At 50.5% G+C, this 21,151-nt stretch carries 16 protein-coding genes and 1 riboswitch; of the genes, 9 read left to right on the top strand and 7 right to left on the bottom strand.

Going from position 1 to position 21,151, the window contains the following annotated elements; all coding sequences use genetic code 11:
* Positions 1 to 66: 66 nt before the first annotated feature.
* The 5 genes from ACXAH4_RS06895 to phoB form a co-directional block, all read right to left on the bottom strand.
* The gene (locus ACXAH4_RS06895; RefSeq protein ID WP_474881261.1) at positions 67 to 2,718 is read right to left on the bottom strand and encodes a TonB-dependent receptor domain-containing protein; all 2,652 of its coding nucleotides are present in this window, start codon (positions 2,716 to 2,718) and stop codon (positions 67 to 69) included.
* A 123-nt stretch (positions 2,719 to 2,841) separates the two neighbouring features.
* Complete coding sequence (locus tag ACXAH4_RS06890; protein WP_474881259.1) at positions 2,842 to 5,601, bottom strand: hypothetical protein; 2,760 nt, start codon at positions 5,599 to 5,601, stop codon at positions 2,842 to 2,844.
* Between the two features lie 315 nt (positions 5,602 to 5,916).
* Positions 5,917 to 6,879, bottom strand: coding sequence for a PstS family phosphate ABC transporter substrate-binding protein (locus tag ACXAH4_RS06885; protein WP_474844963.1), 963 nt, complete (start codon positions 6,877 to 6,879; stop codon positions 5,917 to 5,919).
* On the bottom strand, positions 6,876 to 8,174 hold the full coding sequence (gene phoR / locus ACXAH4_RS06880) for a phosphate regulon sensor histidine kinase PhoR (RefSeq protein WP_474844964.1): 1,299 nt from the start codon (positions 8,172 to 8,174) through the stop codon (positions 6,876 to 6,878). The genes ACXAH4_RS06885 and phoR overlap by 4 nt, the downstream gene beginning before the upstream one ends.
* Positions 8,175 to 8,257: 83 nt before the next feature.
* The gene (gene phoB / locus ACXAH4_RS06875; protein ID WP_119500123.1) at positions 8,258 to 8,947 is read right to left on the bottom strand and encodes a phosphate regulon transcriptional regulator PhoB; all 690 of its coding nucleotides are present in this window, start codon (positions 8,945 to 8,947) and stop codon (positions 8,258 to 8,260) included.
* Between the two features lie 198 nt (positions 8,948 to 9,145).
* Between phoB and ACXAH4_RS06870 the strand changes: the two genes are divergently transcribed.
* Entirely contained in the window at positions 9,146 to 10,876 is a 1,731-nt protein-coding gene (locus ACXAH4_RS06870) for a sensor histidine kinase (protein WP_474881257.1), read from the top strand.
* Between the two features lie 97 nt (positions 10,877 to 10,973).
* Positions 10,974 to 11,879 carry a recombination-associated protein RdgC gene (gene rdgC / locus ACXAH4_RS06865; RefSeq protein WP_119503293.1) on the top strand — a complete coding sequence of 302 codons (906 nt, stop codon included), beginning with the start codon at positions 10,974 to 10,976 and terminating at the stop codon, positions 11,877 to 11,879.
* A gap of 17 nt (positions 11,880 to 11,896) precedes the next feature.
* On the opposite strand, the gene ACXAH4_RS06860 is transcribed toward rdgC, so the two are convergent.
* Together ACXAH4_RS06860 and ACXAH4_RS06855 are read right to left on the bottom strand one after the other, a co-directional pair.
* Complete coding sequence (locus ACXAH4_RS06860) at positions 11,897 to 13,081, bottom strand: benzoate/H(+) symporter BenE family transporter (RefSeq protein WP_474881256.1); 1,185 nt, start codon at positions 13,079 to 13,081, stop codon at positions 11,897 to 11,899.
* 251 nt (positions 13,082 to 13,332) lie between these two features.
* Positions 13,333 to 14,169, bottom strand: a complete 837-nt coding sequence (locus tag ACXAH4_RS06855; RefSeq protein ID WP_474881254.1) for an HDOD domain-containing protein — start codon at positions 14,167 to 14,169, stop codon at positions 13,333 to 13,335.
* Positions 14,170 to 14,472: 303 nt separating this feature from the next.
* A riboswitch (cobalamin riboswitch) is annotated at positions 14,473 to 14,614 on the top strand.
* Positions 14,615 to 14,778: 164 nt separating this feature from the next.
* Here ACXAH4_RS06855 and ACXAH4_RS06850 point away from each other — a divergent pair.
* Genes ACXAH4_RS06850 through ACXAH4_RS06820 form a run of 7 tightly spaced genes read left to right on the top strand, consistent with a single transcriptional unit; the run spans position 14,779 to position 21,135 of the window.
* Positions 14,779 to 15,612, top strand: coding sequence for an ABC transporter ATP-binding protein (locus ACXAH4_RS06850; RefSeq protein WP_474881252.1), 834 nt, complete (start codon positions 14,779 to 14,781; stop codon positions 15,610 to 15,612).
* Positions 15,602 to 16,612, top strand: a complete 1,011-nt coding sequence (locus ACXAH4_RS06845; RefSeq protein ID WP_474881250.1) for a FecCD family ABC transporter permease — start codon at positions 15,602 to 15,604, stop codon at positions 16,610 to 16,612. The genes ACXAH4_RS06850 and ACXAH4_RS06845 overlap by 11 nt, the downstream gene beginning before the upstream one ends.
* A 16-nt stretch (positions 16,613 to 16,628) precedes the next feature.
* Entirely contained in the window at positions 16,629 to 17,702 is a 1,074-nt protein-coding gene (gene cobT, locus ACXAH4_RS06840; RefSeq protein ID WP_474881248.1) for a nicotinate-nucleotide--dimethylbenzimidazole phosphoribosyltransferase, read from the top strand.
* Complete coding sequence (locus ACXAH4_RS06835; RefSeq protein ID WP_474844975.1) at positions 17,703 to 18,500, top strand: adenosylcobinamide-GDP ribazoletransferase; 798 nt, start codon at positions 17,703 to 17,705, stop codon at positions 18,498 to 18,500.
* Positions 18,497 to 19,030: a bifunctional adenosylcobinamide kinase/adenosylcobinamide-phosphate guanylyltransferase gene (gene cobU / locus ACXAH4_RS06830; protein ID WP_474881247.1), complete on the top strand. Its 534-nt coding sequence runs from the start codon at positions 18,497 to 18,499 to the stop codon at positions 19,028 to 19,030. The genes ACXAH4_RS06835 and cobU overlap by 4 nt, the downstream gene beginning before the upstream one ends.
* The gene (gene cobC, locus ACXAH4_RS06825; RefSeq protein WP_474881245.1) at positions 19,027 to 19,653 is read left to right on the top strand and encodes an alpha-ribazole phosphatase family protein; all 627 of its coding nucleotides are present in this window, start codon (positions 19,027 to 19,029) and stop codon (positions 19,651 to 19,653) included. The genes cobU and cobC overlap by 4 nt, the downstream gene beginning before the upstream one ends.
* Positions 19,654 to 21,135 carry a cobyric acid synthase gene (locus ACXAH4_RS06820; protein ID WP_474881244.1) on the top strand — a complete coding sequence of 494 codons (1,482 nt, stop codon included), beginning with the start codon at positions 19,654 to 19,656 and terminating at the stop codon, positions 21,133 to 21,135.
* Positions 21,136 to 21,151: the final 16 nt, after the last annotated feature.

The raw sequence follows: 21,151 nt of genomic DNA, 5'->3' as shown, positions 1-21,151 counted from the left end.
CTCTGTCATAATCCGACGGGAGGTGACGAAAAAAGAGCCGCTGATGCGGCTCTTTTTGAGTTGATTTTAGAAGTCGTAGCGATAAGCCAGACTGAAAGACGTTCCTACGGTTTCGGACCTTAGGAGTGTGTCCTCAAACTCAATTTTCTTTTCCTGATCAAGCATATTCTGCACTTTCAATGTGACAGTGGTATTAAAATCAGGGTACCACTTGTACACCACATCCAGAGAGTGGAAAGGCTGCTCGAAACTGTCATCGAACCCGTCGATGCCGGGAATAAGAATACGCGGACCAAACACGTTATAGACTAAAGATGCAGAGTGCTCACCGTTATCTGAGTCATAACCTAACTGTGTATTGACTACCCACTTAGAGTGACCTGTCATTGCACGCGTTGTGTTGGTAATGGATGTAGACACACCGGTTTGCTGTTCAATGGCTGCCGGATCAAGCTCGATCTCAGAGTCACTTAACGTCAGGTTACCGGACAGGAACAGGTTGTCCCATACGCCGTCACCGAACACCTCTAGCCCTTGCAGGAACTCCACTTCCACACCGTACATCTTACCGGTTTCGGCATTAGCGATACGGATGAGCGGCGGACCGTCCTGTGCAGGTGACTGAACAGATTCAATAGGTGTATCCATGTCTTTGTAGAAAAGACCTACAGACAGGTTATTACCGGCCTCACGGTACCATTCCCAACGAACATCAAAGTTATCGATGGACGTGGTTTCCAGACCCGGCGTACCACCCACAGGGTTTTCAGTCAGCGGGTCAATGTAGGTGGCTGAAGATACTTCACGCAAGTCAGGACGTACTACCGTTTTACCGTAGCTGAAACGCAACTGCATATCCTGCTCAAGGAAGTAAGTCACTGCCAGAGACGGATAGAAATCTGCTTCAGCAAACGCCAGTTGTGAACGGTCCGCATCGTCAGTTAAGTCAAACTGGTTTGTACGGGGGTCAAAAGGTACAACAGCCTGACGGAAGTCTTCGTAACGCACACCACCACTGAAACGCCACAGGTTGTTCCAGAACAGATCCGCTTCGAAGTAGTACGAATCCACTTTCTGACCGGCGGCATAGTCATCACCGGCAACGGTGGTGTCACGCAGCAGGTTCTGTGTGGTGTAGCTGGCATTGTCCAGCGCTTCATCGTCAAGCACTTCGTCAAACTCATAGCCGGTAAGCAATGAGGTATCAGAGAAAGCACGGGTGCTCACATCAAGACGGCGGTTTTCTGCAGTACGGGTTTTGGTCAGGAAATTTCCACCCGCTTTAAATTCCATCTCCCACTTATCTACCATCAGCGGATAGTTGAAGTTGTAGGCATAGTTTTCTACGCGGTCATGGAGACCCTGGAATGAATAACGTCCGGCAACGGTAGAGTTACTCACGCTGCTTTCGGTTTCACGATCGTAAATACCATCCAGGTTTTCATCTTCCAGCAGGAAGCGGGCTTCCATATTACCCGGCGCGTCACGCAGTGAACGGCCTAATGAGTATTTCCAGTCAAACCCTAAGAAACCCAGTTCAGGGAACGTATGGGTACCACGAATCTGATTAGTAAACAGTTTACGCTCTTCGTACTGCACTTCGTATTTGCGAACACGCTGGTTATCAGACAAGGTGATGTTCGCCGTGTTACCAATCATATCACGGATCTGGTCACGGGTATCGCTCAGTACAATGACACTGTAATCCACGCGGTGCTGGCGGTTATAGTCGATACCGACGTTAAACAGTGAAGACCACTTCACAGATTTCTCTGTGGTGTTCACTTCGTCGTAGTAGCGGACCATACGGATTTCATCGCCGTTACGCAGTGGCTGCTCACCAATGTATTCTTCACTCACATTGGTAGAACGGTCATAACCGGTAGCAACAAGGAAACCGAAACGCCAGTCGTCGTTATAATCGAAACTGTTACCGATGGAGAAGTTGCCTTTCATATCAGGGTCAACACTTTCCAGTACAGGGTCGTAGTCACGGTTTAATTGCTTGAACAGCGCGACAGATTCTTCCTGGCTTAAATCATCCAGAAAGTCTTTGCTGGCATACTGGGCTGCAATTTCAGCAGGCATGGCGCGGGTGCCGTCATCTTTACCCATCCAGTCATCGCTGCCGCCATTGTACATGTAGGCATCGTCAAAGTTATCGGAGTTATAACCTAACTGGCCCTGCACACTCATCACAAAATCGGAAGGAATGGTACGCAACCGGATATCTACGTTACCACCACCAAACGAAGCCGGCATAGAAGGCGAATACGCTTTCTGGACCGATAAGCTCTCGATAATAGAAGACGGGAATAAATCGAGAGGCATTACGTTACGGGTAGGATCCGGGCTGGGTACCGCCAGGCCATTTAACTGGGTAGATGAATAACGCTCACCCAGACCACGAACGTAGATGAACTTACCGTCAACCAGGGTCAAACCTGTTACACGACGCAATGCTGATGCCGCATCAGAGTCACCGGTACGAGAGATTTGCTCAGCACCCATGATATCCGCAACAAACGCCTGGTTCTTACGTTCTTCCATAACGGCAGTCGCCGTACCTTTTAAGCGGGTGCCGGTGGCAACCACTTCTTCAATGACTTCTTCGTCATCTGTTTCCTGAGCTACTGCGGGCGCGATGCTGGCAGATAATGTTGCCAGTACAGCCAGACTCAGTGGTTTGACAGGAAACCTGATTGCAGGCTTTTTCATTGTAAACCTCGTGGAAAAGCGTTCTTACAATACAACGATAAAAATCGATGCTTTTAATACTTAAAAAGCAAGCACGTTACTTTTACCGCAACGTGCCTGCTCTGATGGTGGGATTAGGAGTGATTACTCCAGACCAACAGTCCAGCCAGCTGTCCAGTCGTTGTCTTCAGATACTGCACCTACGAAGTCAGCATTGTCGAAGAACGTGTCGCCAGTCCAGTCTTTAGGCGTTACTGCATCAGTGATGCTGTAGATACCGTTAACTACTTCAGCCTGAGTAGCAACAACTGCGTTGCCGGTCATGGTGTTCAGGAACCAGTTTTCCAGGTCAACTGCACCGTCATCAAACTTGAAGTTCTCGTCGTTTTCACAAGCGATTACAGAGTTAGTGAAGGTTGTTGTACCGTCAGACAGGTTAGCTTGTGATTCGTTAACGTTTTCGATTTCGAAACACTCACCCATGCCTGCAGGGCCTGTTACGATGAAGTTAGACAGCTGAGCGCCTGTACCTTCACGTAAGTAAACACCTTCTGAATCGTCATCACCGTCAAACTCGTTACCGATAATGGTGACGTTAGACAGAGTCGGGTTAGACTGAGGCTCATTAGCCGGGTCTGAACCGTCGTTGTCAGCTTCGATACCACGGTTTGCATCAGAGTTGTCAGTCGCCTGGCGAACTAATACATACTGCATGCGACCCTGGAAGCCGTTATCCCAGTCAATGCTGTCGTCCTGGTTGTCAGTCAGTACTACGTACTTCATATCAACGTTACCGCCGAAGAACTCAACACCGTCGTCAGATGATTTGTGGATTTGAATGTAGCTGATATCAGTACCTGAACCCACACCGCCCATAGTCAGACCTTGCAGCTCGTTGTCCGGTGCGATTTCGAAACCAGAGTACATGATACGCACGTAGCGGATAGTACCTGAGTTATCAGCAGTGTCTGAACCACCGAATACCGCACCTTCTTCTGCACCTTCGATTTGCAGAGAGCAGGCACCTTCAGCAGGACACTGGTTAGATGGGGCGTTACCCAGCATTACCAGACCACCCCACTGACCAGGCTCACCGGCGTCAGACGCCACATCAGCTTGTGAAGTGAAAGTGATTGGGTTTGCAGCAGTACCCTGTGCATCAATTTTAGAGCCACGGCTGATTACCAGGTAATCGTTACCGCTTGCACCGTACAGCGTTACACCGTCTTCGATAGTCAGCGTCGCGCTGTCAGCATTGTCATTACCGATGAATACTGCACCAGACAGAGCATACATGTTGCCTTCAGTCAGTGTCAGGTCAGAAGTAATGCGGCCAGACAGTTCACATGTTGTGGTTGTACCATCAACAGAAGTGATTTCAGACGTACCGGAAGGACAACCTTCTACAGTTTCTACTACGCCGGTCACTTCACCGCCGCCGTAACCAAATGCCCAGCCTTCACGCCAGTCAGTTGTTCCGTCTAACGCACCGATGTAATCAGTCGCATCGAAGAAACCGTCAACCTGAGATGCATCAGCACCTGCACCTAACAGCGGGCTGCCTGATGTAGGAGAACCGTCTGCATTCAGGGCAATCGCTTCAGAAACAGAGTTACCTGTCATGGTGTTCAGGAACCAGTCTTCCAGGTCAACTGCACCGTCATCGTTCTTGAAGTTTTCGCCGTTACGACAAGCCATAACAGAGTTTTGAATCGTGATAGTGCCGTCAGCCAGGTTAGCCTGAGATTCAGTCACGTTTTCAACTTCGAAACACTCGCCCATACCAGCAGGGCCCGTTACAACCATGTTGTAGATCTGAGCGCCGGTACCTTCACGAAGGTAAACGCCTTCAGAATCGTCGTCACCGTCGAAGTTGTTACCGATGATAGTCAGGTTAGAAATCATTGGGTTAGACTGTGGCTCGTTTGCCGGATCTGAACCGTCGTTATCCGCTTCGATACCACGGTTTGCGTCAGAATCATCAGTAGCATGTTCAAGGAATGCGTACTGGATTTTACCGGTGAAGCCGTTATCCCAGTCTAATGAATCATCTTGCGCGCCTGTAACCAGAACATATTTCAGTTGCGGGCTACCGCCGAAGAATTCGATACCGTCATCTGAAGATGCGTGTACCTGGATGTGGTCGATAGAAGTACCTGAACCCACACCGCCCATAGTCAGACCTTGCAGCTCGTTGTCGGGTGCAATTTCGAAACCAGAGTACTTGATAACCATGTAGCTGATTGAACCAGAGCTTTCTGTATCGTCTGTTCCACCGAATACCGCGCCTTCTTCAGCACCTTCGATTTGCAGAGAACAGTCACCTGTATCAGGACACTGGTTAGATGACGCATTACCCAGCATTACCAGACCACCCCACTGACCAGGCTGAGCGTCACCGCCAACTACGTCTTCAATTGAGGTAAGGATTACCGGTGCTGCTGCAGTACCGTTTGCTTCAATAGTAGAACCACGGCTGATAACCATGTAATCGTTACCGCTGCGGCCGAATATAGTTGTGCCCGGCTCGATAACCAGGTTTACGCTGTCTGCGTTATCGCTACCGAAGAAAACTGCGCCGTCTAACGCCCATACGGTGTCGTTAGTCAGAGTAATGTTACCGCTGTCGTCAGCATCATCAGCAGTTAAACGACCAGACAGTACGCGAACAGTTACGTCGCTGCCAAATGCATTTGAAACTTGAGTGCTCAGACCTGAGCTCACTTCGCCGGGTGCTGTATCAGTATCGCCAGAATCACCTGAGCCAGAATCGCTACTACTTCCGTTGTTATTTGTAACGCTGTTATCGATGTCGCCTTCGCTGATATTGATGTCACCACCACAGCCGGCTAAAACAAGCGCTGCTGCGATTGCTGAAGCCTGAAATAAGTGCTTAAGTTCCATTCATCTCTCCAAGTGCAAATATAATTATGGATTTAGAAAACGCAGGCACTTTACCTAAGCTAAATGACACATTTGTTACACTTCTGCGTTGTCACAAAACTTTCACAGTGAAAAGTGAACTTTTAGTATCTAAATCAGACCTGTAGGATGGTTAAAAATCTTAGTATATGATTTTGCTTAATTTATTATTTCCCGTCACACGGGAAAATAAAGGCTGGATTTGTGGTTTAACGTTAAAAAAGCGGCAGTCCGGCGAATTTGCCGGTAACAATTAAACGAAAGTATGAAGGAAAAATGACAGCCATCACGGCGTTTTTAACGCTGAACGTTGTCCAGAAGACGGCGCTGGCGAAGCAATACATCTTCCCTGACAGGAAAATAGCCGTCACGCTGAACCTGCACCTGCCCTTGTTTTGACAGTACATACTTCAGAAACTCACGCTCCAGTGTGGGCAGAGGTTTTCCCGGTGCTTTATTCACCACCAGGTAGAGAAAGCGGGCATAAGGATAGGTTTCATTACGAACAGTCTCTGTAGTCAGCGGCACCAGTGAATCCACGCTTTCACCAATTGAGAGCGCCTTTACGCCGGCGGTTTTGTAACCGTAGGCCGCGTACCCCATTCCATGCTGACTGGTTGCAACCGACAGTACCACGGAAGCAGAACCGGGCTGTTCATTCACTGTCGTCCTGAAATCTCCGTCACATAACGCCATGAGTTTAAACAAGCCGTAAGTACCGGAAACTGAATTTCGCCCGAACAGGCGAATGGGTGAAGGACTGGTTGCTGAATTCCCGGTAAGTTCTGACCAGTCTGTCACCGGTGAACCGGCGCCGCAATAACGGGTAGCAGAAAAGATAGCGTCAACCTGTTCCAGTGTCAGGCCCCCGACCGGGTTACGACGCTCGACGAAAATGGCAATGGCATCCATGGCCACCTTCAGCACCGTAGGCGGATAACCATGCTCACGGACAAAATCGCGGATTTCCGAAGGTTTCATTTCACGGCTCATGGGGCCAATCGTCGCCGTGCCCTCTGTCAGCGCCGGCGGCGCAGTAGAAGAACCGGAAGCCTGGATCTGAAACTTCACCTGCGGATACATTTCCATGAACTCCTGCGACCACAGGGTCATCAGGTTGGCCAGCGTATCAGACCCTACAGAGGTAATTTTCCCTGCCACGCCCGGACTGCGGGTATATTCCGGCACAGGCTCAGCTGCATGGGCCCGGAAGATAACAGAACAGCAAAGGAACAGAACTAAGGCCGTAAACCGGCTCATGACTTCTCCGTAATTAACTCTTCGTCCAGCAGGAAAGAAAACTGACTGCCCTCGCCTACTGTACTGGTGATATCCAGCTGCGAATTATGATGGCTGAGCACGTGTTTCACAATAGATAAGCCCAGACCGGAACCACCTGTTTTTCTGGAACGCGCCTTATCCACACGATAAAAACGCTCAGTCAGCCGCGCAAGGTGATTCTGCTCAATACCGTCACCGTTATCCACCACCGCAAATAAAGCGCCGTGATCATCCCGTTTCCAGTAAACATCAATTTCGCCCCCGGCCGGCGTGTAATGCACAGCGTTAAACACCAGATTAGAACAGGCACTGCGAAGTTCTGTTTCCACCCCGAAAACCCAAAGTTCAGGGTCGATATGGAAGCGTATGGTATGACCTTTTTCCGCATTGAGTGTCTGCGCTTCTTTTTCCAGTTGCCGGAACATGGAAGGCATATTGACTTTATTTTCGTAGATACGCTCCGAACTGGCTTCAATGCGTGACAATACCAGCAGATCCTCAATCAGGTTTTGCATTCTGTAAGTCTGGGCGTTCATTTCTTTGAGCGCTTTGGTCACCATGGGATTGTCTTCATTATCCGGTAACAATTCCAGATAACCGGAGATCACGGTGAGCGGCGTGCGTAATTCGTGTGAAACGTTTGCCACGAAATCCTTACGCATTTCTTCTAACTGGCTAACACGGGTCACGTCACGGGCAATCAGCAACAGGTGCTCTTCCCCATAGGGCATGATCCGGTATTCGAATGTTTTACTGGGGTTTGCCGGTGCGGGTACTTCGATAGGATGGCTGAAATCGCCGGCATGAAAATATTCTATAAATTCAGGATGGCGGATAAGGTTATCAATACGTGCGCCGGCGTCGCCGGGCCATTTAAGCCCCATTTCCAGTCTTGCCAGCCGGTTGCACCAGATAATACAGGCCTTGGAATCCACCACCACTGCGGCATCAGGTAAGGCTTCCGACCCTTCACGGAAACGCTTTACCAGCTCACCGAGTTCTTTCCTTTTATTGCGGTTGCGCCGCTGGAGATAATATATACCTTCGTAGATATGCTCCCACACCCCGCTGACCGTGGGCGGAGACATTTTCCGGCTATGCCATAACCAGCGGTTGAGCTTAAAAAGCTGCCAGTAGTTGATTATCAGCAGCCCCAGCGCACCCAGCGTAATGGCGAATAACATGTCATCCAGGTACAACCCCACCAGCGCGAAGACAAGCAAATAGGCCAGCAGGCGAATTGCGCTTCTCAGCCAGGAAAAAGGATAGTACATGTAATTGAAGGCCTTATTTTAATGTGAAGGCTATTGTGACAATGTCGGGCGGCGCACGCAACGTATGCCGGTGCGCCGTCAGATTACAATTTGGTAGAGAACCGGTAACCTGCACCACGCACTGTCTGAATCATCGCGTCATGTCCGTGCTTAGAAATAGCTTTCCGTAAACGACGGATGTGCACATCAACGGTACGGTCTTCAACGTAAACGTTCGTGCCCCACACGTTATCCAGCAACAGTTCACGACTGTACACCCGCTCCGGGTGAGTCATGAAAAAGTGGAGTAACTTAAACTCTGTAGGCCCCATATCCAACGGATCATGATTCGCCATAACACGGTGAGAAATCGGCTCCAGTTTCAGACCATTAAACTCAATAGGCTCTTCACTGGACGTCGGTGTCACACGTCGCATTACAGCTTTGATACGGGCGATTAGTTCCTTGGGAGAGAATGGCTTGGTGACGTAATCATCGGCACCGGCATCTAACCCGCGGATTTTATCTTCTTCTTCACCCCGTGCCGTTAACATAATAACGGGAATATCACGGGTAAACTCATGTTGCTTCAATCCTTTAGCCAGCTGGACACCGGAACCTCCCGGTAACATCCAGTCAAGCAATATCAAATCCGGATATGGTTCACAGATTTTCTGTTGTGCCACATCAAAATCTTCAGCCTCAACGGTATCAAAACCTGATTGCTCAAGAACGAATTTCAGCATTTCGCGAATTGGCGCTTCGTCTTCCACTATCAAGACAGTACGGGACATTGATATTTTCCTGCTCATAACAAAACGCCGCTATTATTAAGGTGGTCTGTGACAGTTTTATTAAAACGATTACATTTATGTGTCAAGGAGATTACGGTTTTTTATGCTTTTGTCGAATATCATCTCGCTTGTTAATTCAATCTTTTACGCCTATTCTGTGTAGCAGGAATCAGGATTTCACGGTGAGGTTACGGTTGGATGGCCACAGTTAAGACAGGATTGTCGCGCAAGCTGCTCACGCGGGTACTGTCGGTGTATTTCATCCTGACACTTATCGTTACAGTGGGACAAATTTTCACTGAGTACCTGAGTACAAAAAATCACATCGAAAGTGAACTCCGTACCCTCAAAAATACCTTTGCAGAAAGCCTGACACGGGCCAACTGGGAACTGAACAAGGTTCAGGCCCGCATCATTGCAGAAGGCCTGACTAAACTCCCTACCATTGAAGGCGTACAGGTACGGGATGAAAACGGCGATCTGGTGGCCGATGAAGGTCAAACCATCCCGAGCAACGGCAACCCTGTGCAAACAGGTATTATGCAGGACCACCCCGGCGGTATTTTCAGTTACAGCTTCCCGCTCATTTTTGAGTTTTCCGGACGGGAGTCTTTCGTCGGTGATGTAACCCTCTATTCCAGTTTCGACATCATTTTAAGCCGCATCGAAGTCGGTATTTTCTTTCTTATCGGTAATGCCATTGTAAAAACCGCTTTTCTGATTTTTCTGTTCATGACGGCCTTTAAACATATGCTGTCTGAGCCGCTGGCAGAACTGACCGGGCAAATGACGACTTTCGATCCTGAACATCCGGAAGATTCTAAAATTCAGGTGACAGACGGTGAAGACAACGAATTACGCATGCTGCAACAGTCTTTTAATCAGGTTATCGACGACTTCGTCGACTCCCAGGAAAAGCTGAAAGGTACCCGGGAAGCTCTGCGCCAGGCGAATAAAAAACTGGATGATCAGAACCTCATCCTTGAGCAGGAAGTTGCCAAGAAAACCGCATCCTTATCACAAATTATGCTTGATCTTGAACAACAAAAAGATGAGCTCATCGCTAATCAGCGGGAACTGCGTCAGGAAAACGAAAACCGTCAGTACATTGAAGATGAATTGCGGAAGCGGAATACTGAACTGGCAAGAAATATGGAAATGCTCAACCTGATCAAAGATCAGCTGGTGGAATCTGAGCGCATGGCATCATTGGGCGGTCTGGTGGCCGGTATCGCCCATGACGTTAATACTCCCATCGGCGTGAGTGTTACCGCTGCCAGTTACCTGAATGAACGCCTGATATCGTTACGGGCCGCCTTCGATGACAAAACGTTATCGAACAAGTCCATGAATGCTTTCATAGACGAAGCCGAACAGGCCTCCACTCTGTTACTGAGCAACCTGAACCGGGCATCTGATCTGATTGCCAGTTTTAAACAGGTCGCGGTAGATCAGACCAGCGAAGCAGAGCGTCTTTTTAATCTTAACAGCTACCTGCATGAAATTTTACAGTCGCTGAAGCCCACTTTTAAGAATACCAGACATCAGGTCAATATTCAGTGTCCCGCTGATCTTGAGATACTCTGCGCGCCCGGCGTCATTGCCCAGATTGTCACCAATATGATGATAAACTCTTTGATGCACGGCTTTGAACACATACAAGAAGGACACATCTCGCTGGTCGTGTCCCGTGAAGGCGGTCATATCGTGATGGAATATCAGGATGATGGTAAAGGAATGAGTAAAGAGGCTTTATCTCATTTATTTGACGCCTTCTACACAACCCGGCGAAACCAGGGTGGCAGTGGCCTGGGCACGCATATTGTGTTTAACCTGGTTACCCAGACGCTGGACGGTTCAATTGAAGCCTTCAGCGAACCGGAAAAAGGCCTCCGCTACGTTATCCGCTTCCCTGATAAACACGCCTGATCTTTACTAAAAACCACAGCCCGGCGTTGCAGCAAAACGCTGGCATTGGTACGCTTGCCGCCCTTAATAAAAACAATCTGGATCAGGACGTATTTCTATGTGGTTCAAAAACCTCAAAGCCTATCAGCTTACTCAACCACTTTCTCTGGACGATGATGATCTCAGCCGTATGCTGATGGATAACGCTTTCCGTCCCTGTGGTAAACAAGACACCGCCACTATGGGCTTTGCTTCGCCTTTCTCTCAGGCCGGAAAAGAAGGCGTGATGTTCCACAAAGTGCAGGAACGCTACTGGATCACGGTAAAAAAACAGGAAAAAATTCTGCCCTCTTCAGTGGTCAATGCTGAACTGGCTGACAAGGTCGCACACATCGAAGCGGAAACCGGTTCACCGGTGGGCAAAAAACAACAGCAGGATCTGAAGCAGGAAATCATTTTCCAACTGCTGCCTCAGGCATTCGTGCGTAACACGTACACCCACGGCTTCATTTCTATTCCTGAAAAAATGGTCGTAATAGACGCGTCTGCAGACGGTAAAGCAGAAGCCTGGCTGGCTCTGGTCCGTAAAGCTATTTCGTCACTGCCTGTCGTACCACTGGCCCGCCGCAGCCTGCAATCAGAGCTGACCCACTGGCTGACAGATGGCGCACCGGAAGGTATTGAACTGCTTGAAGAAGCAGAGCTGAAGTCGACCGACGATCTGGAAAGTGTGATCCGTTGTAAAAACCAGCCTCTGGACAGCGAAGAAATCACTATGCACCTGGACAACGGCAAGCTGGTTCAGAAAGTCGGCTTCGCCTGGCAGGAAGTACTCACAGCGACCATTGCGGAAGACGGTTCATTTAAACGGGTGAAATTTACTGACCGTTTAAAAGAAGAATCTGAAGATATTCCTAAAGATCAGGTTGAAGCCCGTATGGATGCAGAGTTTGCACTGATGTCAGCCGAACTGTGTCAGTTCCTCGATTTCATGCGCACCACGTTGAAGCTCAACGACGAATAACGTTAAGCTTACCCAGCTCAGGCCCGCTTTGATTTAATGCGGGCCTGCAGTTTATCCAGCCCCAGCACGCATAAACCAGCCAGTAATCCCCATACCGGTGCCCCAAGCTGAGCCACAGTGATGCCGGATGCACAGCAAAGAAAAGTCAACAAAGCCGCTTTACGATGAGCCTGATCCTCAAGCGCCTTGATCAATGATGCCTGTAATGTGCTGAATAAAGCCAGTCCGGCAAGCAGATGTACAACCACCAGCGGCATCTGGCTGAACAAATACACCACCAGCGAAGCCAGTACACCAAAGAGTATATAACCTGCACCGGCCATGATTCCGGCCTTATAACGTTGCTGCCGGTCTGTTCCCGCGTTCTCCCCCATACAAATCGCCGCAGTAATGGCTGCCAGATTCAGTGCAAAACCCCCGAAAGGTGCAGTGATGAGATTGACCACATACACCCCTGACAGAACCTGTCTCACATCCGGGTGGTAGTCATAACTTTTTAAAATAGCAATGCCGGGTAAATTCTGCGATAGCAGCGTGATGAGAAATAACGGAACAGCCAGACTCACTGTCGCTGAAAGGGTAAATTCCGGGGCTACCCATACAGGCACCGGCCAGGCCCACTCAAACGCCATTGCAGGCTCACCGGCCACCCACATACCAGCAACCAGTGCCACGGCGAGCAATATCAGCATGCTATAGCGGGGAAACCACACCGTACCCAGCAAATACACACTGATAAATATAACCACCAGAAGCGGATGCTCCGGCGCGTCAGAAAATATGCCCAGACATACCGGCAGTAGAATGCCCGCCAGCATGGCCGAAGACACCGCAGACGGGATGCGCTCAATTTGCTTGGTAATAAAGCGGCTCCGGGCGGCGATAAGTGCCAGCAATGCCGCGATGACAAAAGCCCCGATGACTTCTGCCAGCGAAAATCCGCCTGCAGCACCAATGAGAAAAGCAGCGCCCGGCGTGGACCATGCCGTAACCACCGGCACCTTATAAAACCAGGAAAAGCCGATACAGGTGATGCCCATACCCAACCCGAGCATCAGCAACCAACTGACAATCATGCCCGCATCTGCTCCGGAAGCCTGAGCAGCCTTTATTACCAACACCACTGCACTACTGTACCCCACAATAACAGCGGTGAGTCCGGCAGTTATATGGCTCAGCCCGGGAAGTGATGATGTGGACACGATATTCTCCGTCAATTTAAATGTGCGCTATAACGCACAATAAAGGAAACAAAGTTTACCACCGTGCGCTATAGCGAACAAACGAATTCATCGTTCACCCGAAAACGTCTCCGTCCGGGATAAAAGGAATACCCGTAAGCGAATGAACAGGATTATGAACAGAAAAAGTGAGAATGGACGTGGATGTTGTCAGAGATGAGCGGAAGATTCAGACCGGCAACAGCGCTGCCGGTCGGGTATTGCGGTTAAGCTCAGACGAAGACTTGCTTGGCGTTAACACACATTTCTTTATATTCGTCAGTGGTCAGTTCTTTAATGTCTTCAATTACGCCACGCTGAATTGCCAGATTCAGAACGGCATCTTTCTGACCTTCCATTTTACCCGCCAGCGCTGCACCGACACGGACAAAATCCAGATAAGACAGCTTCTCCGGTATGACTGACAGATCCCGCCATTGCTCGGCTACCACGGTGAAATCATCACTGAAATCCCAGGCTCGCATAATGCTGCCGCCAATCCGGCCGGACAACTTATCAATAGCAACATTCAGGAAGGTCGGGTTCGCAAACACCTCTTCGTGGCGTTCAGCTTCTGTGAGAATAGGCAGTACGCCAATGTTGTGAACCAGTGCAGCGAGGGTCATGGTGTCCAGGCTCAGCTCACGGTTCTTCGTGCGGTTGATGTAAAGCTGCAGCGTAGCCATAGAATAGGCCACTACATTAACCGTTGAAGCCCATTCTTTTTTCAGGTGTTTGGCAACGACATCATTCTTAGACACGAACAACTGTTCCATTGCCAGCGCAGTGGAAATATTTTTAATCTGGCGCAGGCCGATACGGGTTACTGCCTGACCGATGGATGTGACTTTAACTGTACGACCCAGGTATGCACTGTTAGCTATCTTAATCATCCGCATACTTAAAGAAGGATCTTTGCCGATAACGTCTCCCATGGCATTCAGATTCACGTTAGGATCATCTGCTGCCTTACGGACTTTCAGCGCAATGGCCGGTAAAGTGGGCAGTACCAGTGTATCGTTATTAATCTTTTCAACAAGAATCGTGAGAAGCGCGTTTTGTGTTGACATATACCTACCTTTTTATTGTCTGTAAGCCACCCGCCTGAAAGCATAGAGTAGCCGAGAGGTATGTGGAAATCCGGCAATCCTTCGCAGTGGAACGACCAGGCCATCATTAAAGCGTGTTAATGAAAATATATCAGCAGAATAAGTAATCTGCATCCTACAAATGCGATTTTATTGAAACAGGTCATATACAGGCGTTTCTTCTGTCATACGTTTTCTCACCTAAAGTATTGTGGCATCAACGGCCAGGTAAATCGTTGATATATGTATCAGCGAACTCGTCAGCCAGCAGAAAACTTGCTAGACTCCGGCACACGTTCCGGAGGTGCTGTACTCATCAGATAATGAGCAGCCTGATTGGGAATCCGGTGAAAATCCGGAACTGTACCCGCAACTGTAATGCTGCCTGTCAGCAAAGTCAGATACCAAACTCCGGCCTTGCGCCTTTTGACAGACATCATGGTGCAAATATAACCATTTAAATACTTAACTCGTGCGGGAAAACACGAAGACAGTGACACTGTCCCTGCCACATCTTCTGGCAGGAGACCTTGCCTGTACCGGTTCTGACCGGTGTTTTCTCCTGCGCCCGGATTGACGCGGCAGAACACCATGACCACAACCACGGCTTTACAAACTGAAGCCATCCGGTTACAAGCCGGTGACAAAGTCATTCTTGATGATACGACTCTTTCCTTTTGCGGCGGTCAGTTTCATGGTGTTCTGGGCCCCAACGGGGCGGGCAAAACCAGTTTACTGAAAATCCTCACCGGCCAGCGGCAAAGTGAAGGCAAGGTTATATGGCAGGGCCAGCACCTTAATACCCTTTCTCCTCAGGCACTGGCCAGACAAATCGCCGTGGTCAATCAGGTAAACGATACTGTATTTGCCCTGACCAGCCGCCAGGTGGTGACCATGGGTCTTCTGCCTCATAAAAACCTGCTATCACGTTACACCAAAGCCGACATGCAGGTGGTGGACTGCGCGCTGAACGATGTAGGCCTGAGCGACAAACGGGACCAGTTTTTCAGTGAGTTATCCGGGGGTGAACAACAACGATGTCTTATCGCCAGAGCTCTGGTACAGGGCGCATCACTATTAGTGCTGGATGAACCGGTTAATCACCTTGACGTGTATTACCAGCACCAGGTTCTGCATTTGCTGCACAGTCTTTGTCAGCAACACGGGAAAACCGTAATTGTCAGTTTGCATGATTTAAATCTGGCTGCCGCCTACTGCGATCACGTTGTTTTGCTCAACAACGGTAAAGCCATTGCCACCGGCACACCGGAACAGGTCCTGGAAGCAGAACGGCTGAGTGACACGTTCAGGATCCCCTGTACCGTCCATAGAGGCCATTCACCCGGCTCTGCCCGCGTAGAGTTCATGCCACAAAATACTGAGCATCAATGGCAACAGCATTCAGGACAATCCCATGAAGTTTAAATGGATCCTGCTGGTATTACTGGCACTTTCAGCCCCTGTTCTGTCACTGTTTTTTGGTGCAGCATCATTATCCGCAGATACGATTTTTCAGTGCGTATTCGCACAATGTGCCGATCCGGTTGATCAGGCGATTTTTATGGAAATTCGTGCTCCCCGCGTACTCACCGGCTTTCTTGTTGGTGCAGGTTTGTCTGTAGCCGGCGCAACACTGCAGAATGTCACCCGGAATGGCCTGGCCGATCCTTATCTTTTCGGTGTTGTTGCAGGCGCAGGACTCGGTGCAGCCGTTGCCGCCCTGCTGTTTAACAGCCCTGCCGGCAGCGGAGCCGGTTTTCCGGCACAAATGTACAGCATCGCCCTGCCCGCATCTGCATTAGCCGGAGCGGTATTGGCTGTGCTGCTGGTGCAGGTGCTGTCACACACTACTTTCGGCAGACGCATAGAACACATGTTACTGGCAGGTGTTGCCGTGTCTTTCATGCTCAGTGCACTCAGCCAGTTTTTACTGTTTGTCGGTGACCCTTTCGCTGCCAACCAGGTGGTGTTCTGGCTCATGGGTTCGCTGGCGCGGGTGGAAGGCTGGTATGCCTGGGCCATGCTGTTGATTGTGGCAGCAAGTACCGGCGTGTTGTACCTGTACGGACCGCAAATTGATGCTTTGTTGCTGGGCGATGAAAGCGCCCGCACACTGGGCGTGAACGTCACCAGGATGCGCGTTTTATGTTTACTGCTGTGCGCCGCTCTGACAGCTGCCATTGTTTCCTACTGCGGTGGCATTGGTTTTGTGGGGCTGATGATCCCGCATATTGTCAGGCACTGGCTGGGCGTCACCAGCCGCACCCTGTTCATTGGTTGCGCGCTGCTCGGCGGATTTTTCATGGTGTGGGTAGATGTATTCGCCCGCACAGCCTTTACCGGAAGGGAAATACCCATCGGTATTATCACGTCGGCCATCGGCAGTGTTTTCTTTCTGCTGGTCATGCGACAGCGTCAGACCTGAGGACAAGTCATAATTTATGTCGATATTTGAAAGTACATTCTGGTCAGTCCCGCCATTAAACCGCGAACCGGAGCCATTGATCCGCGGGCATATAGATGGCAAAACTAAGCCGCCGGGAGCACTGGGCCAACTTGAGTCACTGGCGTTGCAACTGGCGCTGATGCAATGGCAGGGAACGATTCAACCTGTCTACATTACTCAACCGGCCATGCTGGTGTTCGCTGCCGACCACGGTATTGCTGCCCATAATATCAGTATTGCCCCGCAGACTGTGACTCAGCAGATGGTGCTGAATTTCCTCAATGGCGGCGCAGCCATCAATGCTTTTTGTGCCACCAACGGGCTGGCTCTGAAAGTCATCGATTGCGGGATGATTAAAGCACTGCCGGTATCCCATGAAGATTACATCGTTAAACGGGTTGCTTCCGGTAGTCATGACATCTCCCGTCAACCGGCCATGTCTGACATGGAGGCCGAACTGGCCATCCTGCATGGTGCTGACGTGGCTAAATGCATTACCGGTAAAGGCTGCAATGTGGTGGGCTTTGGCGAAATGGGCATTGGCAACACCAGTGTAGCAGCCGCTCTGGTTAGTGCGCTCACCGGCGAACCGGTTAAAAATTTAACCGGCAAAGGCACCGGCATTAACGACTCTCAGTTAACGGTGAAACAAAACTTACTGAAACAGGCAATAGCCAGAACTGAAGCTGCCTGCGGGAATTTACCCGTCAGTCCTGAACAGGCGCTGGTTCACACCGGCGGCTTTGAAATCGGGCAGATAGCAGGCGCAATGCTGGCAACCGCACAGGCGGGCAAGCTCATTCTGGTCGACGGATTTATTGTCTCTGCTGCGGCGCTGCTGGCGACAAAAATTGCCCCCGAAGTGCGGGATTATATGGTGTTTTGTCACTGCTCAGCGGAACGGGGGCACAAGTTTGTGCTGGAGCAACTGAATGCCACGCCCTTGCTGGATTTAGGCCTGAGGCTGGGTGAAGGTACCGGCGCGGCGTTGTCGTTACCACTGTTAAAAGCTGCTGCGTCCTTCTATAACGACATGGCCTCTTTTGAAAGTGCGAAAGTGGTGCTGTAAATGAGTCATCGTATTTCCGGGTTTAACCGGCATACTGCCAGTTTTCTGCTGGCGTTAAGTTTTTTCACCCGTATCCCTGTAGGCAAATATGTAGCCTACAGCGACGAAGCCATGCACGATGCCGGTAAATACTTTGCGCTTACCGGCTGGCTAGTCGCCCTTATTCTCTATGCTTTTTACAGTGTGCTGTCGTTAGTCTTCGCCCCTGAAATCAGTGTTTTTCTGATGATTGCACTCAGCCTTATGCTCACCGGCGCCTTCCATGAGGATGGTCTTGCCGATACGGCCGATGCATTCGGCGGCGGCCGGGACAGAGCACACAAACTGACAATCATGAAAGACAGCCTGCTGGGTACCTACGGTGTTTGCGCACTCACCGGCGCACTGGTGGGCAAATGGTTACTGCTGTCGGTACTGGCTGCACAGGATGCGCTGCTCCCGGCATTACTGACCGCCTGTCCGCTTTCCCGCGCATTCGCGCTAAGCCATGTGCAGCATCTTCCCTATGCCACCGGCGATCTCAGCGGTAAAGCCAGTAAGAGCATGCCGTTTGCAGTGCCTTACAATACAGCTTCAATGGCATTTCTGTTTATTACCGGCGGTCTGATGTTGCTGTTTATTCCGTTAGCACACAGTCTGCTGTTGCTTGCAGCCTGCCTGTTGATGCGCAGCGTGCTGAAAAATCGTATGCAGAAACACATTCAGGGGTTTACCGGTGATACCCTCGGCGCAGCGCAACAATGCCAGGAGTTGCTGATTTATCTGTTCTTCGCAGCCGTAGCCGGAGGTAACCTGTGATCCATTTTATTACCGGCGGAGCCCGTTCAGGCAAATCCCGCTACGCACAGACTCTTACAGAACAAGCCGCTGCACAGAGTGTGCAACACGTTCACTATATCGCCACAGCGACGCCCCTTGATGAGGAAATGCAGTTACGTATTGCGCGCCACCGCCAGGACCGTCCGTCACACTGGCAAACTGTTGAAGCGCCGCTGTTGCTGGCTGAGGCGCTGGCCGCACTGCCTGCAGATGATATCGTGCTTACCGACTGCCTGACACTGTGGCTCAATAACCAGTTGTATCATTATCCGGATCAGGATTTTACGGCACTGTTTGGCGCACTTACAGATGTACTCAGTACCCGTACCGGCACCACTTTAGTGGTGGCAAATGAAGTGGGTCTTGGAGTTATTCCCGCGGATGCTGTCAGCCGCCGGTTTGTGGATCTCGCCGGCTGGCTGAATCAGGCGGTGGCTGCAGCGGCTGACAACGTGACCTTTGTGGCTGCCGGCCTGCCCCTGTCACTGAAAAATGGTGGCGGATTGTGACGACCACCATCGATTTACTCAGACACGGTGAAGTAGCAGGAAAACCGGCACTTTACGGCGAAACCGATGTGCCTCTCAGTGACAACGGTTTACAGCAGATGATGTCTCAATTGCCCCACGTCTGTAGCGCAGACCGGCTCATTTCCTCTCCTTTGCAGCGCTGCCGCAAAGGTGCTGTGGCATTAAGTGAAGCCCTTGCCGCCCCGCTGTCTTTGATGTCCGGTATCGCAGAATGCCGGTTTGGTGAGGTGGACGGCCTGCCTTTTGATGACGCAGGTGATAAGTGGCCGGCAATGGAAGCATTCTGGCAACAACCGGTTTCCTGTCCGCTGCCGGGAGGAGAACCCCTTGCTGAATTCCATCAGCGTGTGATGGATGCCTGGCATACCCTGCTGCATGATGTAAAAGGGCAACATTGTCTGGTTGTCACCCATGGCGGTGTGATTCGCCAGATCATCGCCCGGTTACTGAATATCGACTGGCAACAGGCCAGCGTGTATCAACACCTGACTATCGGCTACGGTAGTCTGACCCGGATAACCATTGGCGATTATGCTGATGCCCTTCCAGCCATTCAGTTTATTGGCGTACCGCCACCGGCTGTAAACGGAGCAGACAGATAAATGGGATATAAAAGTCATACCACGTTAATGGTTCAGGGCACGTCTTCCGATGCCGGAAAAAGTATGCTGGTTGCCGCCCTGTGCCGGTGTCTGAAGAACAGACAATACACCGTAGCCCCTTTCAAGCCGCAAAACATGGCCTTAAACAGTGCGGTAACAGCAGAAGGTGGTGAAATTGGCCGTGCGCAGGCAGTGCAGGCACAGGCAGCGGGCATTGCACCGCACACTGATATGAACCCGATTCTGCTGAAGCCATCTTCCGACACAGGCGCACAGGTAATTGTGCATGGTAAGGCCATTGGCAACATGCAGGCTGCGCCCTATCACCAGTACAAAACCATCGCCATGGAAGCTGTCATGGCATCGCACCGCAGACTTACCGCTAAGTATAAACGGGTAATTGTTGAAGGTGCAGGCAGTCCGGCAGAGATTAACCTGCGCGACCGTGACATTGCGAATATGGGCTTTGCCGAAGCTGCAGATTGTCCGGTTATTCTGGTTGCCGATATTGACCGGGGTGGTGTGTTTGCCCAACTGGTGGGCACTCTTGCCCTGCTCTCTGACAGTGAGCGTGAAAGAATATGCGGCTTGGTGATCAACAAATTCCGCGGCGATATCAGTCTGCTGGAATCCGGGCTGGCATGGCTTGAGAAGGAGACCGGCAAACCGGTTTTAGGAGTACTGCCTTACCTGCACAACCTGCAACTGGCCGCTGAAGATGCGATTCAGGCCTCTCAGTATACAAACCCTGAACAGGCGATTCTGAACGTGGTTGTGCCGGTTTTCAGCCGCATCAGCAACCACACAGATTTCGATATGTTGCGCACCCATCCGCAAATCAATCTGCAGTTTGTGCCGCAGCACAGTCCCTTACCTCCCGCTGATCTCATCATTTTACCGGGCAGCAAAAATGTTCGCGGCGATCTGGCACTGTTGCACCAGTGCGGCTGGCACAATGATATTAACCGGCATTTGCGCTACGGAGGAAAAGTACTGGGAATTTGCGGCGGCTATCAAATGCTGGGTACAGACATTCACGATCCGGACGGTATTGAAGATGAAGCCGGCAGCAGCCTGGGACTGGGATATCTGCCCGTCTCTACCCGTCTCGAAAAAGAAAAGCAACTGACCCGTGATGAGGGTCAACTTTGTTTAGATCAGGCAGACTGTATTCCTGTCAGCGGCTATCAAATTCATGCAGGAAGAAGCACGGTAGTGCCGGGACAGCAGCCCTTTTCCATACTAAAAAATGGCAGACCAGACGGCTGTATCAGTAACGATAATCAGGTAGCAGGTACTTACTTACACGGCATTTTTGATTCGCCGGAAGCGTTGCAGCACATTATTGACTGGGCAGGACTAAAAACAGATTTAGCCGAGTCTTACGAGGTTCAACAGGAACGGGAAATCTCACGTCTTGCCAGCATGTGTGAGGAGTATCTGGACTGGACGAAACTTAACGCGATCCTGAATTTAACGTAATCCATTGTCAGCCGGT

This window comes from Alteromonas sp. ABV2_168 (assembly GCF_056161165.1).
The sequence above is the reverse complement of the archived record's forward strand: the minus strand, read 5'-3'. Positions and strand labels throughout refer to the sequence as shown.